Source organism: Burkholderia vietnamiensis LMG 10929, assembly GCF_000959445.1.
In the GTDB taxonomy this organism is placed as follows: domain Bacteria; phylum Pseudomonadota; class Gammaproteobacteria; order Burkholderiales; family Burkholderiaceae; genus Burkholderia; species Burkholderia vietnamiensis.
This window is the reverse complement of record NZ_CP009631.1, coordinates 1,583,494-1,596,833: the sequence shown is the minus strand read 5'-3', so window position 1 is coordinate 1,596,833 and position 13,340 is coordinate 1,583,494. Positions and strand designations below refer to the sequence as shown.

The 13,340-nt window shown below is 68.9% G+C and carries 8 protein-coding genes; 2 read left to right on the top strand and 6 right to left on the bottom strand.

Annotation, left to right across the window (positions count from 1 at the left end; all coding sequences use genetic code 11):
• Positions 1-6 precede the first annotated feature (6 nt).
• From AK36_RS17280 to apbC, 5 genes are all read right to left on the bottom strand, one after another.
• Complete coding sequence (locus tag AK36_RS17280; protein ID WP_045578878.1) at positions 7-834, bottom strand: lysozyme inhibitor LprI family protein; 828 nt, start codon at positions 832-834, stop codon at positions 7-9.
• Complete coding sequence (locus AK36_RS17275) at positions 834-3,113, bottom strand: arginine/lysine/ornithine decarboxylase (protein ID WP_011885706.1); 2,280 nt, start codon at positions 3,111-3,113, stop codon at positions 834-836. Before AK36_RS17275 ends, AK36_RS17280 begins: the two co-directional genes overlap by 1 nt.
• Positions 3,114-3,194: 81 nt before the next feature.
• Entirely contained in the window at positions 3,195-3,764 is a 570-nt protein-coding gene (gene dcd / locus AK36_RS17270; RefSeq protein ID WP_006398615.1) for a dCTP deaminase, read from the bottom strand.
• Between the two features lie 115 nt (positions 3,765-3,879).
• Entirely contained in the window at positions 3,880-4,416 is a 537-nt protein-coding gene (locus AK36_RS17265; protein WP_014723460.1) for a superoxide dismutase family protein, read from the bottom strand.
• A 134-nt stretch (positions 4,417-4,550) separates the two neighbouring features.
• On the bottom strand, positions 4,551-5,642 hold the full coding sequence (gene apbC / locus AK36_RS17260; RefSeq protein WP_034192601.1) for an iron-sulfur cluster carrier protein ApbC: 1,092 nt from the start codon (positions 5,640-5,642) through the stop codon (positions 4,551-4,553).
• 352 nt (positions 5,643-5,994) lie between these two features.
• Here apbC and AK36_RS17255 point away from each other — a divergent pair, with 352 nt between their 5' ends.
• Both AK36_RS17255 and metG read left to right on the top strand, forming a co-directional pair.
• A complete protein-coding gene (locus AK36_RS17255) occupies positions 5,995-6,636 on the top strand; it encodes a YiaD family glycine zipper/OmpA-like lipoprotein (RefSeq protein ID WP_011885709.1) in 642 nt (213 codons plus the stop codon).
• A gap of 374 nt (positions 6,637-7,010) precedes the next feature.
• Positions 7,011-9,176, top strand: coding sequence for a methionine--tRNA ligase (gene metG / locus AK36_RS17250; protein ID WP_045578877.1), 2,166 nt, complete (start codon positions 7,011-7,013; stop codon positions 9,174-9,176).
• Between the two features lie 97 nt (positions 9,177-9,273).
• Here the strand turns inward: metG and AK36_RS17245 are convergent, their stop codons facing one another.
• Positions 9,274-13,329 (bottom strand): translocation/assembly module TamB domain-containing protein, encoded by a 4,056-nt coding sequence (locus AK36_RS17245; RefSeq protein ID WP_045578876.1) that lies wholly within the window; start codon positions 13,327-13,329, stop codon positions 9,274-9,276.
• Between the last annotated feature and the right edge of the window lie 11 nt (positions 13,330-13,340).

Genomic DNA, 13,340 nt, shown 5'->3' with positions numbered 1-13,340 from the left:
CGCGCGTTACTTGTTCCCCGCCGTCTCCGATAGCCGCTTCATCGTCGCGATCCGCGCGCCGATCAGATCGACACGCCCTTCCTCGCCGACGAGCGGCGCGGTCGCGTCGCGGAACGCGACCCACGCGCGCTGCGCGCGCACCAGCGTCGCCGCCGAATGCGCGGGCATCTTGCGGCGCAGCTTCTGGTAATAGCGGTTCAGGTCGAACAGCGCGTGCTCGCACGAAGCATCCTGCGCGCACGGCCGCACGCGGGCGAGCGCGGCATCGCGCGGCGCCGCGTTCGCCGGCTTGCCGCCGGTTGCCGCGGCGGCCGTTGCCGCGGCGGCCGTTGCCGCGGCGGCCGCTGCCGCGCCGCTCGTGGCCGCGACCGGCACCGCCGCCGGCGCGTAGCGGTCGGCCGCCGCCCGCAGCGCCAGCGCGCGATCGCGCACTGGTTGCAGCTGCATGTCGGCGCTCGACATCGCATACGACGTGCCGCGCGTCGTGTCGTACACGGCCTTCAGCAGTTGAATCTCGTCCTTGCGCCACGTGACCCAGCGACGCTGGCTATCCTGCCAGCCGCGCTTCACGTCGGCCGGCGCGTCGTTCGACAGGCGCTGGTACGCGCCGTCCATCACCGTCTGCCACTGCCGTTGCGCTTCGCCCATGCACTGGATCTGGCCGGCCGTCGACGACCGGTCGCGCCGCGCGAGGCATTGCCGCATCGCGACGTCGATCGGGTCGGCGGCCGCGACTTCCGCGTGCGCGGCGCCCTGCCCGGCGATCCCCGCCGCCCAGACGACGACCGCGGCCGCCGCCGCGCGCATCGTCCGGATTCGTCCGCGCGTCGCCATCAGTCGCGCACGCAATCGACGAAGTACTCGACGCGGCCGTTCACTTCTTCCGCGACGAGACCGTGGATGTCGGTATGGAAGCCGGGAAAGCGCTCGTTGAAGTCGCGCGCGAACCGCAGGTAGTTCACGATCGTCTTGTTGAAGCGCTCGCCCGGAATCAGCAGCGGGATGCCCGGCGGATACGGCGTGAGCAGGATGCTCGTCACGCGGCCTTCGAGCTCGTCGAGCGGCACGCGGTCGATCTTGCGGTGCGCGAGCTTCGCGAACGCGTCCGACGGCTTCATCGCCGGCTCCATGTCGGACAGGTACATCTCGGTCGTCAGGCGGGCGATGTCGTTCGCGCGGTACACGTCGTGGATCTGCGTGCACAGGTCGCGCAGGCCGACGCGCTCGTAGCGCGGATGCTGCGCGACGAACTCCGGCAGCACGCGCCACAGCGGCTGGTTGTTGTCGTAGTCGTCCTTGAACTGCTGCAGCTCGGTGACCATCGAGTTCCAGCGGCCCTTCGTGATGCCGATCGTGAACATGATGAAGAACGAGTACAGGCCCGTCTTCTCGACGATGATGCCGTGCTCGGCCAGATACTTCGTGACGATCGCGGCCGGGATGCCCGTGTCGCCGAACTCGCCGTCGACGTCGAGCCCCGGCGTGATGATCGTCGCCTTGATCGGGTCGAGCATGTTGAAGCCTTCGGCCAGCGAGCCGAAGCCGTGCCAGTGATCGTTCGGCTTGAGCATCCAGTCTTCGCGCGAGCCGATGCCCTCGGCCGACAGGTCGTCCGGGCCCCACACGCTGAAGAACCAGTCGTCGCCGTATTCGGCGTCGACCTTGCGCATCGCGCGGCGGAAGTCGATCGCCTCCGCGATCGATTCCTCGACGAGCGCGGTGCCGCCCGGCGGCTCCATCATCGCGGCCGCGACGTCGCACGACGCGATGATCGCGTACTGCGGGCTCGTCGACGTGTGCATCAGATACGCCTCGTTGAAGCGGTGCTTGTCGAACGTGCGGTTCTCCGAGTCCTGCACGACGATCTGCGACGCCTGCGAGATGCCGGCGAGCAGCTTGTGCGTCGAGTGCGTCGCGAACACCAGCGCGCCGGTGCGCGGCCGGCCGTCGCCGATCGCGTGCATGTCGCGGTAGAAGTCGTGGAAGGTCGCGTGCGGCAGCCACGCTTCGTCGAAGTGCAGCGTGTCGAGCAGGTCGCCGAGCAGGTCCTTGATCATCTCGACGTTGTAGATCACGCCGTCGTAGGTGCTCTGCGTGATCGTGAGGATACGCGGCTTCATGTCCGGGTTCTCGCGCAGCGCCTCGCGCGCGAACGGGTTCGCCTCGATCTTCTTGCGGATGTTCTCCGGCTTGAATTCGTCGCGCGGGATCGGCCCGATGATGCCGAAGTGGTTGCGCGTCGGCGTGAGGAACACCGGAATCGCGCCGGTCATCGTGATCGCGTGCAGGATCGACTTGTGGCAGTTGCGGTCGACCAGCACGATGTCGCCGGGCGCGACCGTCGCGTGCCACACGATCTTGTTCGACGTCGACGTGCCGTTGGTCACGAAGAACAGGTGATCGGCGCTGAAGATCCGCGCGGCGTTGCGCTCGGACGCGGCGACCGGGCCGGTGTGATCGAGCAGCTGGCCGAGCTCGTCGACCGCGTTGCACACGTCGGCGCGCAGCATGTTCTCGCCGAAGAACTGATGGAACATCTGGCCGAGCGGGTTCTTCAGGAACGCGACGCCGCCCGAGTGGCCGGGGCAGTGCCACGAGTACGAGCCTTCGTCGGCGTACTTCACGAGTTCCTTGAAGAACGGCGGCGCGAGCGAGTCGAGATAGACCTTCGCCTCGCGGATGATGTGCCGCGCGACGAACTCCGGCGTGTCCTCGAACATGTGGATGAAGCCGTGCAGCTCGCGCAGGATGTCGTTCGGCAGGTGGCGCGACGTGCGCGTCTCGCCGTACAGGAAGATCGGGATGTCCGCGTTGCGGCGGCGCACTTCGGTGACGAACGCGCGCAGCTCGATGATCGCGGTCGCGAGTTCGGGCAGCTCGCCGTCCGGGCCCGTTTCGCCGAGCATGAGTTCGTCGTCGTCGATCGACAGGATGAAGCACGACGCGCGGCTCGACTGCTGCGCGAACGACGTCAGATCGCCGTAGCTCGTGAGGCCGAGGACTTCGACGCCCTCCTTCTCGATCGCTTCGGCCAACGCCCGGATGCCGGAGCCCGAGATGTTCTCGGAGCGGAAATCTTCGTCGATGATGACGACGGGGAAACGAAACTTCATGGGCGATTCTCCAAAAAGAACGACCGCGGCGCGTCACGCGCAGCGGTCACCCGGAAACTGGTGAGACGTTATGCAAGCAGATCAGGTTTTCGGCAGCGTGACACCGCGCTGACCCTGATACTTGCCGCCGCGATCGGCGTACGACACGTCGCACACTTCGTCGCTTTCGAAGAACAACACCTGCGCGACGCCTTCGTTCGCGTAGATCTTCGCGGGCAGCGGCGTGGTATTCGAGAATTCCAGCGTGACGTAGCCTTCCCATTCGGGTTCGAACGGCGTCACGTTGACGATGATTCCGCAGCGCGCGTACGTCGACTTGCCGAGGCAGACGGTCAGCACCGTGCGCGGGATGCGGAAATATTCGACGGTGCGGGCCAGCGCGAACGAGTTCGGCGGGATGATGCACACGTCGCCCTTGAAATCGACAAACGAACCTTCGTCGAAGTTCTTCGGATCGACGATCGTCGAGTTGATGTTGGTGAAGATCTTGAATTCGTCCGCGCAGCGGATGTCGTAGCCGTAGCTCGACGTGCCGTAGCTGACGATCCTGCGGCCGTCCTCGGACGCGCGAACCTGATCGGGCACGAACGGCTCGATCATCTTGTGTTCTTCGGCCATGCGCCGAATCCACTTGTCGGACTTGATGCTCATAACGGGGCGCCAGGAAACGGTGCGTGACGGTGACAGACGGCGGCCGCCGCGTCGACGCGGCAGCCGGGAAAACCGGACATTTTACGCGATGATCGCCGCGTGTACGCGGCGGCGCTCAACGGATCACGCCGCAGGCCAGCGCGGGCCCCGCGCCGTGCTGCGCGAACGCCGGATCGCTCGGGTCGCGGTAGACCAGCGCCGCGCGGTTCAACGCGGAGCGCACGCCGTCGAGGGCCAGATCGGGCGCGACGATGAAGCCGGCGGCGACGCCGTTCGCGTCCGCGTGGATGTTGCCGAGATCGCCGGCGACGCGCGCGCCGGCGCGCAGCCGGTCGGCGGCCGGCGCGAACACCTGGCCGGCGCTCGAGCCGTCGCCGGCGTTGCAGTCGCCGCGTTCGTGCACCTGCAGCGCGTGATCGGTGTTCGGCGGCAGCCCGACCAGGTTGTAAGTGACCTGGACGCCGTCCGGGCGCTCGACGAACGTGACCGCGCCGCGCGCCTGCGAGCCGACGGTCGGCTGCAACTGGGCGTCGGCGCGCTTCTCGTGCGTCGAGGAAAAGGAGGTACAGCCGGCCAGCAGGCCCAGCGCGGCGGCGGTCAGCAGCGCGCGCCGCGCGCGGCCGACGCACGCGCCGTGGTGTCGTTGGTTCATTCGATCCTCATGCCGGCTGGCGGCCGTTGTAACACGGCGGCCATACCGGGCGGGTAAAGGGACCCGGGAAAAGTCGCCATGATACCGCGCCTCGCGGCGCCGTAAACAGCGTGCAGGCCCGCCCCGCAAGGGCTTTAAGTATTCTGAACAACGATCGACGGGAACTTCGACGTCATGTCGCGCGCCCGTTCCGCGATCGCCAGCGCGACGCCGCGCGCGATGTCGCGATAGCGCCGCGCCAGCGCGCCGTCCGGGTCGGCCACGACCGTCGGCGTGCCGCTGTCGGCGCGCTCGCGGATCGCGATGTCGAGCGGCAGGCTGCCGAGCACGTCGACGTCGTAGTCCTTCGCCATCCGCTCGGCGCCGCCCGCGCCGAAGATGTGCTCCTCGTGCCCGCAGTTCGAGCAGACGTGGATGCTCATGTTCTCGACGATGCCGAGGATCGGAATGCCGACCTTCTCGAACATCTTCAGCCCCTTCTTCGCGTCGAGCAGCGCGATGTCCTGCGGCGTCGTCACGATCACCGCGCCCGTCACCGGCACGCGCTGCGCGAGCGTGAGCTGGATGTCGCCGGTGCCCGGCGGCATGTCGACGATCAGGTAGTCGAGCTCGCGCCAGTTGGTCTGCCGCAGCAGCTGCTCGAGCGCCGACGTCGCCATCGGGCCGCGCCACACCATCGGATTGTCCTCGTCGATCAGAAAGCCGATCGAGTTCGCCTGCAGCCCGTGGCCGACCAGCGGGTTCATCGACTGGTTGTCCGGCGACTCGGGGCGCTGGCCGTGGATGCCGAGCATCGTCGGCAGCGACGGGCCGTAGATGTCGGCGTCGAGAATGCCGACCGACGCGCCTTCGGCGGCGAGCGCGAGCGCCAGGTTCACGGCCGTCGTGCTCTTGCCGACGCCGCCCTTGCCCGACGCGACCGCGACGATGTTCTTCACGTTCGGCAGCAGCTTCACGCCGCGCTGCACCGTGTGCGCGACGATCTCCTGCGACACGGCGACACGTGCGTCACGCACGCCCGGCACGGCCTGGAGGGCCGCCGCGACGCGCGCGCGCACGTCATCGTGCTGGCTGCGCGCCGGATAGCCGAGCACCACGTCGACCGCCACGACGTCGCCATCGATCGCGACGTTGCGCACGCCCTTGTTGGCCGCATACGGACGGCCGGTGTTGGGGTCGACGACAGCCGCCAGCGCGGCGTCGACTTGTGCCCGGTCAATGCTCATCGAAACTCCGTGAAATCGTTTTTCCACGCGCAATCGTCAAAAAAGATCAAATTACGCAGCAAAAATCAGGAAAAGTGAAAGAATCTGTTGCACGCCATTGCGCGAATGCGCACGACGGCGCAATCTTCGCGTGCGGTATGCTATGGGGCCAAATCGGCCGCGAACCGCCTATATTGTAGAGGCTGATGCGTCGCCCTGTACGAACAGCCCCGCTGGCGAACAGGGCATGCAGCCGCCTTCGCGGCAACCGTCTACACGGGCCTGCCCGCCGTTTTCCGGGCGTCCGTGCAACGGAGCCGCACCTGATGTTTGTCGTCGTTGTCGACTCGTTCAACCAACAGAGGAATCCAAGATGAACATGAAAATCGCGACTCGCCTGTCCGTCTTCGCACTCGCCGGCGCACTGCTCGCCGGCTGCGCCACGCAGCAAGGCAACAACACGGCCGTCGGCACCGGCACGGGCGCGGCGCTGGGCGCGGGCATCGGCGCGCTGGCCGGCGGCGGCAAGGGCGCGGCGATCGGCGCGGGCGTCGGCGCGCTGGTCGGCGGCGTGACGGGTTACAACTGGCAGGCGATCAAGAACAAGCTCGCGCCGTCGGCAGCGAAGACGGGCACGCAGGTGACCGAGCAGCCGGACGGCTCGCTGAAGCTGAACGTGCCGAGCTCGGTGACGTTCGCCACCAACCAGTACGCGATCACGCCGGCATTCACGCCGCTGCTGAACGATCTGGCGACGACGCTGAACCAGAACCCGCAAGTGACGGCCTCGATCGTCGGCTACACGGACAGCACGGGCTCGGCACAGCTGAACCAGACGCTGTCGCAGAACCGCGCGCAGAGCGTCGTCAATGCGCTCGTGCAGCGCGGCGTCGCCGGCGGCCGCCTGTCGGCACAGGGCATGGGCGCGTCGAACCCGATCGCGGACAACGCGACCGAAGCCGGCCGCGCGCAGAACCGCCGCGTCGAAATCTACCTGCGCGCAGCGCAGCAGTAAGCGGCACGACGACCGGAGACGAGGCCGCGCATTCGGCGCGCGGCCGCGTGCCACAAGGCTTGCCGCGGGCTCCGTAACAAATCGAAAAAAATTTCGAACTTCTGTCGCGACCCGCGGTCTGTCTTTACGGTACGCGGCTGGCGCAGCCGGCGCGTCACCATTCTCCTCTTGTCGTTGTTGCTCCGGGGCCGTATCCGCCCCGGTTTTTTTTGCCCGGAATTTTCGTGCTGCGGCGCAGCATCGCAGCGCCGGGCACGCACTTCATGGGCGCCGCACGCCGCGCCCGCCCTCGCACCGCCCCGGCCCGACTGGGCGACCCGCGCCCCTGCTAGAATCGCAGTTTCCGTCGTTTAGCCGTTCCTTCTACAGACCCTATGTCCGCAACCGACCTCGCTTCCGTGCAGGCCGCGGCGCCGCAAGGCAGCCGCCAGATCCTCGTTACGTCCGCCCTTCCCTATGCCAACGGCCAGATCCACATCGGCCATCTGGTCGAGTACATCCAGACCGACATCTGGGTGCGGACGCTGCGAATGCACGGGCACGAGGTCTACTACATCGGCGCCGACGATACGCACGGCACGCCGATCATGCTGCGCGCCGAGATGGAAGGCCTCACGCCGAAGCAGCTGATCGACCGCGTGTGGGCCGAGCACAAGCGCGACTTCGACAGCTTCGGCGTGTCGTTCGACAATTTCTATTCGACCGATTCGGACGAAAACCGCGTGCTCAGCGAGAAGATCTACGTCGCGCTGAAGGAAAACGGCCTGATCGCCGAGCGCGAGATCGAGCAGGCGTACGACCCGGTCAAGGAAATGTTCCTGCCGGACCGCTTCATCAAGGGCGAATGCCCGAAGTGCCACGCGAAGGACCAGTACGGCGACAGCTGCGAAGTGTGCGGCTCGACCTACCTGCCCACCGACCTGCTGAACCCGTACTCGGTCGTGTCCGGCGCGACGCCGGTGCGCAAGACGTCGACGCACCACTTCTTCCGCCTGTCCGACCCGCGCTGCGAGTCGTTCCTGCGCGACTGGGTCAGCGGCCTCGCGCAGCCCGAAGCGACCAACAAGATGCGCGAATGGCTCGGCGACGCCGGCGAAGCGAAGCTCGCCGACTGGGACATCTCGCGCGACGCGCCCTACTTCGGCTTCGAAATCCCCGGCGCGCCCGGCAAGTATTTCTACGTGTGGCTCGACGCGCCGGTCGGCTACTACGCGAGCTTCAAGAACCTGTGCGAGCGCAAGGGCATCGACTTCGACGCGTGGGTCCGCCCGGGCGCGACGGCCGAGCAGTATCACTTCATCGGCAAGGACATCCTGTATTTCCACACGCTGTTCTGGCCGGCGATGCTCGAATTTTCGGGCCACCGCACGCCGACCAACGTGTTCGCGCACGGCTTCCTGACCGTCGACGGCGCGAAGATGTCGAAGTCGCGCGGCACGTTCATCACCGCGCAGAGCTACATCGACACGGGCCTGAACCCCGAGTGGCTGCGCTACTACTTCGCCGCGAAGCTGAACGCGACGATGGAAGACATCGACCTGAACCTCGACGACTTCCAGGCGCGCGTGAACAGCGATCTGGTCGGCAAGTACGTGAACATCGCGAGCCGCGCGGCCGGCTTCCTGATCAAGCGCTTCGACGGCCGCGTGCAGGACAGCGCGATGAATCATCCGCTCGTCGCGAAGCTGCGCAGCGCGATCGACTCGATCGCCGCGCACTACGAAGCCCGCGAATACAGCCGCGCGCTGCGCCAGACGATGGAGCTCGCCGACGAAGTCAACGCGTACGTCGACGGCGCGAAACCGTGGGAGCTCGCGAAGGATCCGGCCAACGCGGTCGCGCTGCACGAGACCTGCAGCGTGAGCCTCGAGGCGTTCCGCCTGCTGTCGCTCGCGCTGAAGCCGGTGATGCCGCGCGTCGCGCAGGCCGTCGAGGCGTTCTTCGGGATCGCGCCGCTCGCATGGGCCGATGCCGCGAAGCCGCTGTCGTCCGCGCAGCCGATCAACGCGTACCAGCATCTGATGACGCGCGTCGACGCGAAGCAGATCGACGCGCTGCTCGCCGCGAACCGCGGTTCGCTGCAGGCCGACGGCGCTGCTGCGGCGGCCGCCTCGGGCGCGACCGGCGCCGCCGCCGCGAAGGACGCGAAGCCGGCCAAGGCGAACGCGAAGGCCGCCGCCGCGAACGCCGCGAACGACGGCCCGATCTCGATCGACGACTTCGCGAAGATCGATCTGCGCATCGCGAAGATCGTCGCGTGCCAGGCCGTCGAAGGCTCGGACAAGCTGCTGCAGCTCACGCTCGACGTCGGCGAGGAAAAGACCCGCAACGTGTTCTCGGGCATCAAGTCGGCGTATCAGCCGGAGCAGCTCGTCGGCAAGCTGACGGTGATGGTCGCGAACCTCGCGCCGCGCAAGATGAAGTTCGGGCTCTCCGAAGGGATGGTGCTCGCGGCGTCGGCCGCCGACGAGAAGGCCGAGCCGGGCCTCTACATCCTCGAGCCGCACAGCGGCGCGAAGCCCGGCATGCGCGTGAAGTAAGCGGCCCGCCGCACCCGCCACAACGAAAAAGCCCCGCACGATGACGTGCGGGGCTTTTTTCATGGTCGCGCCACGGGCCGTGCGTGCGTGGGCTCGGTCAGCGCTGGCTGAACCAGCGGTCGAAGCGCCGCGTGTAGTTCAGATCGACGCCCTGGAACGTGCCGCCGTACGCGGACACCGACCAGAAGCGCGTCAGGTTGATGGTCGCCTTGAACGCGTTGCTGGCCGACTGCAAGCCCTGCTCGAAGCCGAGCACGAAGCGCTCGTTGATCGCCTTCGACACCTGGATCACCTGCGGATCGGTCAGGCCGACGTCGCTGCGGCCGATCGAGAATTCGTCGAGGCCGAAGGTCTGCGCGACCCGCTTGCCCGTCACGCTGCCGAGCAGCGCGAGCGCGGCCGTCATCGTGCCCTGCTGGCCGACGTTGTTGCCCTGGTCGGTGCCGTGCCCGAACAGCAGCCACGACAGCTTCTCGTTGTCGGTGACGTTCGGCTCCGACACCAGCTTGACCGTCAGCGACTGGATCGTGCCGGTCACCTGCACGCCGGCCTCGACCTCCTGATTGCGCCGCATCGCGAGGATGTTCACGCCGGGGTTCGACACGGGGCCGTTGAACGTGAAGAAGCCGTTCTCGATCGCGAGCTTGCGGCCGAACGACGTGTAGGTCGAGCCTTCGGTCACGCGCACGTTGCCGACCGCGCGCAGCGGCACGCCCGGCGCGCTCATCACCGTGATGGTGCCGCGCAGCCCGAGATCCGCGCCGTGCCCCTTGAAGCGGAAATCGTTGCCGAGGCCGATGTCGATGTTCGCGCGCGGCGCGAGCGACGGCGCGGGCTTGTTCTCGACCTTCTGCGGCTTGGCCGCCGCGGTACCCGTCTGCACGTCGCCGCGCACCGTGCCCTCGGGGCCGACGATCACGACGTCGTCGGACAGGTGCGGCGCCGATTGCTCGGGCAGGTCGAACAGCGCGTGATCGACGACGAACTTGCCGTCGATCGACAGCGCGCCGCGCGGCCCGTCGTTCGCGACGGTCGCCTTGCCCGACAGCGACAGCTTGCGGTCCGGCGCGGCGAACAGCTCGAGCTTGTCCGCGACGATGCTCGCGGTCAGGTCGGGCGCCTCGCCGTCGAGCCGCACGCGGCCGATCGCGCGCAGCGTGCCGTCGCCGCCGTGGAACTCGACCTGCTGGAATTCGACGAGGTTCTCCGCCAGCTTGACGCGCACGATGCCGTCCTTCAGCTGCACGCCCTGATCGACCAGCGTCGCGGACAGCTCGTCGCCCGTCAGCATCCCGGACACGCTCGGCTTGACCGGCGTGCCGGCGATCGTCAGCTTCAGCGCCGCGCGCCCGCCGAGCAGGTAGCTCGGCCCGAACAGGTTGCCGGTCGCCCGCAGCGACGGGATGTCGGCGTCGATGCGGCCGGCCAGCGGGCCGTCGTCGACGACGCCGAACACGCCGTCGCGCAGCGCCACCGGCACCGTGACGTTCGCGTCGAGCGTGCCGACCCGGTTCGCCTTCGCGAGCGCCACGACGTTGAGGCGGTTGCCCGGCACGAAGTTCGCGCGCGCCGACAGATCGGTCAGCCCGAGCGATGCGATGCCGCGCCCCGTCTCGATCGTCACGTCGCCGCCGCGCCGCTTCACCTGCAGGTAGCCGGTCGAGTTCGCGCCGAGCGAGAAGTCCCAGTCGGCGTCGAGCACGACGTCGGTTCGCACCGGCGAGCGCTGCCCCGTCAGCGCCTGGCGGATCTCGAGGAAGCGCGCGACCGACGCGCCGCGCACGGCGCCGGCCGAGCGCATCTGGCCGTGATCGAACACGAACGACTTCAGGTCGATCGCGGCGCCTTCGAGCGTGAGCTGCGTGGCGCCGAGCGTCACCCGGCCGGCGCCGGCCGACACGGCGAGCGGTGCCTGCAGCGCGAGCGTCGGCGTGCCGCGGTTCGCGAGGCGCGTGACGGTGCCGTCCCAGCGCATCCCGTCGCGATTCTCGACCACGCCGCCGTTGGCCGCGACCGTCAGGTCGATCATGCGGCCGCCGGCCGCGCCCGTCGCCGATGCCTCCAGCGTGTGCTTCGCGCGCGTGCCGTTCAGGTTCGCGCGCAGCGACTTCAGCTGCAGCGAGCCGAGCGCGACGTCGGTCGCGTCGGCGGTGAACACCAGCGTGCCGTTCGCGCCGTCGCGGATGTCCGCGTGCCCATCGGCGGCGCCGATCCGGTTCGAGCCGATCACCAAGTGCTGCACCTTGTAGGCGGCCGTCACGTTCGGATGCGCGAAGCTGCCGGTCAGGTCGCCCTGCGCCTGCACGAGCCCCTGCAAGCCGAAGCCGAGCCGCTCGAGCGCCGGCGCATCGACGACGAAGCGGAGCCGGTCGCCCGGCGCGCCGAAGCTGCCGTGCAGGTCGACGTGGTTGCCGACGATCGACAGGTTCGCGTTGCTCGGCAGGATGCGCGTCCCGGCGAGCTGCACGACACCGGCGCCGGTCAGCGGCACGCCGTCGTACAGGCTGTCGCCGAGCTTGAAGGTCGCCTTGGTCGACAACTGCGGCGCCAAGGCGCCGGATGCGGTCAGCGTGCCCGACACGCGCGTTTCGCCGCGCCTGGGCCGCGCCGTCGCCGGCGCTTTCGGCTGCTTGCCGCCGCCTGCGGCCGGCGCCTGCAGCGCCGCGAGCAGCAGCGGATCGAACGCGGTCAGCGTCGCCTTCGCGTCGTAGCTCGCATGCGCGTCGTGACGGAACACGCCGGTCAGGTCGATGCGGCCCTTGCCGGCCGTCACGCGCGCGTCGGACAGCACCGTCTGCTGCGACGTCAGCGCGACCTTCGCGCGCGCGCCCAGTGCGAGCTTCGGATCGTTCAGGTCGAAGTCGACGGTCGTCACGCCGCCGGCCAGCGTCACGCCGAGCGGGCCGCCGAGACGCATCGGCCGCAACTGGGCGACGAACGCATTGAGGTCGAGGTTCGCGGCCTTCAGATCGAAGCGGCCCTTGCCGCCCGTCAGCGTGCCGCCGCCCGTCACGCTGCCGTCGCGGATCAGCTTCAGCGCGAGGCCGTCGATGCGCTGCGCATGCGCGTCGAGCTTCACGGTCGCATGCGCGTCGACGACCGGCAGCAGGTGCTCGCCGAGCGTGCCCGGCTTCGCGTTGACGATCGACACCGGCCCCGTCACGGCGAAGCCCTTCGCGGCTGCGGCGCCCGGCGCGGCGGTGACCGGCGCGAGCTCGGCGCGCAGCGCGAGGTTGGCGGCCGGCGCGCCGGGCGCAAGCGCCTGCGGATTCACGTGATCGAACGCGAGCGACGCGCGCGTGAGCGGCACCGCGCCGAACGGCGCGGCCTCGACGTGCGCGCGGCCATTCAGCTTCATCCCGCTCGCGGACACGTCGGCGACGAGCGCTTCGAGCGAACCCGACACGTTCGCGCTCGCGTTGACCGGTTCGTCCGAGAGCTTGCCGGCGTACGTCGCGGTGCCCGTCAGCGCGAACGGCTTCACGCCGTCGAGCTTGGCGCGCGCGGTCAGCGCGCCGTACGGCGTGTCGACGCCGTCGAGCGCGAGCTCGTGGTGACGGCCGTCGCTGCGGCCGTTCAGCGCGAGATGGTCGAGCTGGGTCGTCGATGCGCCTTCGTGGATCGCCAGATGATCGACGCGCAGGTCGTCGATGCGCAGCTGCAGCGGCACGCGCAGGTCCTGCGGCGGCGTCGACGGCTTCGACGGTCCCGGCACGATCCGCACGTCGACGGTGCCCGCGCGCAGATATGCGATCGACAGGCGCCACGGCGCGCGCGTCAGCGCCCAGCGGCCGTCGAGCCGATCGATCCGCACTTCGGTGCCCGCGCCGGCCGGGCTGGTCCACGCGAAGTCGCGCAGCCGCACGCCGGTCGCGAGCGACCCGCCCTCGAGCGTGCCGGCCAGGCGCCCGCCCAGCACGCGCACCGCGCTCTGCCACGCGAGCCGCGTGCCGCGCTCGGTGGTCGCCGCAGCCAGCACGAGCGCGACCGCCAGCACGACCAGCAACACGAGCGTCGCGAGCGTCCACGCGACGACGCGCCACGCGCGGCCGCGCCGCCGCGCACGCGGCGGCGTGTCGGGCTCACCGTGGGGCGCACCCTCGGGCGAGTCCGGATCGTGAGGCGGCGGCGTGTCGTTCGGGTCCTTCGTCATGCGGTTCGTCG

Bases quoted from the DNA above. Each gene is read 5' to 3' on its own strand.
- AK36_RS17245 (WP_045578876.1), bottom strand. From the start codon at position 13,329: ATGACGAAGGACCCGAACGACACGCCGCCGCCTCACGATCCGGACTCG.
- AK36_RS17255 (WP_011885709.1), top strand. From the start codon at position 5,995: ATGAACATGAAAATCGCGACTCGCCTGTCCGTCTTCGCACTCGCCGGC.
- metG (WP_045578877.1), top strand. From the start codon at position 7,011: ATGTCCGCAACCGACCTCGCTTCCGTGCAGGCCGCGGCGCCGCAAGGC.
- apbC (WP_034192601.1), bottom strand. From the start codon at position 5,642: ATGAGCATTGACCGGGCACAAGTCGACGCCGCGCTGGCGGCTGTCGTC.
- AK36_RS17265 (WP_014723460.1), bottom strand. From the start codon at position 4,416: ATGAACCAACGACACCACGGCGCGTGCGTCGGCCGCGCGCGGCGCGCG.
- AK36_RS17280 (WP_045578878.1), bottom strand. From the start codon at position 834: ATGGCGACGCGCGGACGAATCCGGACGATGCGCGCGGCGGCGGCCGCG.
- dcd (WP_006398615.1), bottom strand. From the start codon at position 3,764: ATGAGCATCAAGTCCGACAAGTGGATTCGGCGCATGGCCGAAGAACAC.
- AK36_RS17275 (WP_011885706.1), bottom strand. From the start codon at position 3,113: ATGAAGTTTCGTTTCCCCGTCGTCATCATCGACGAAGATTTCCGCTCC.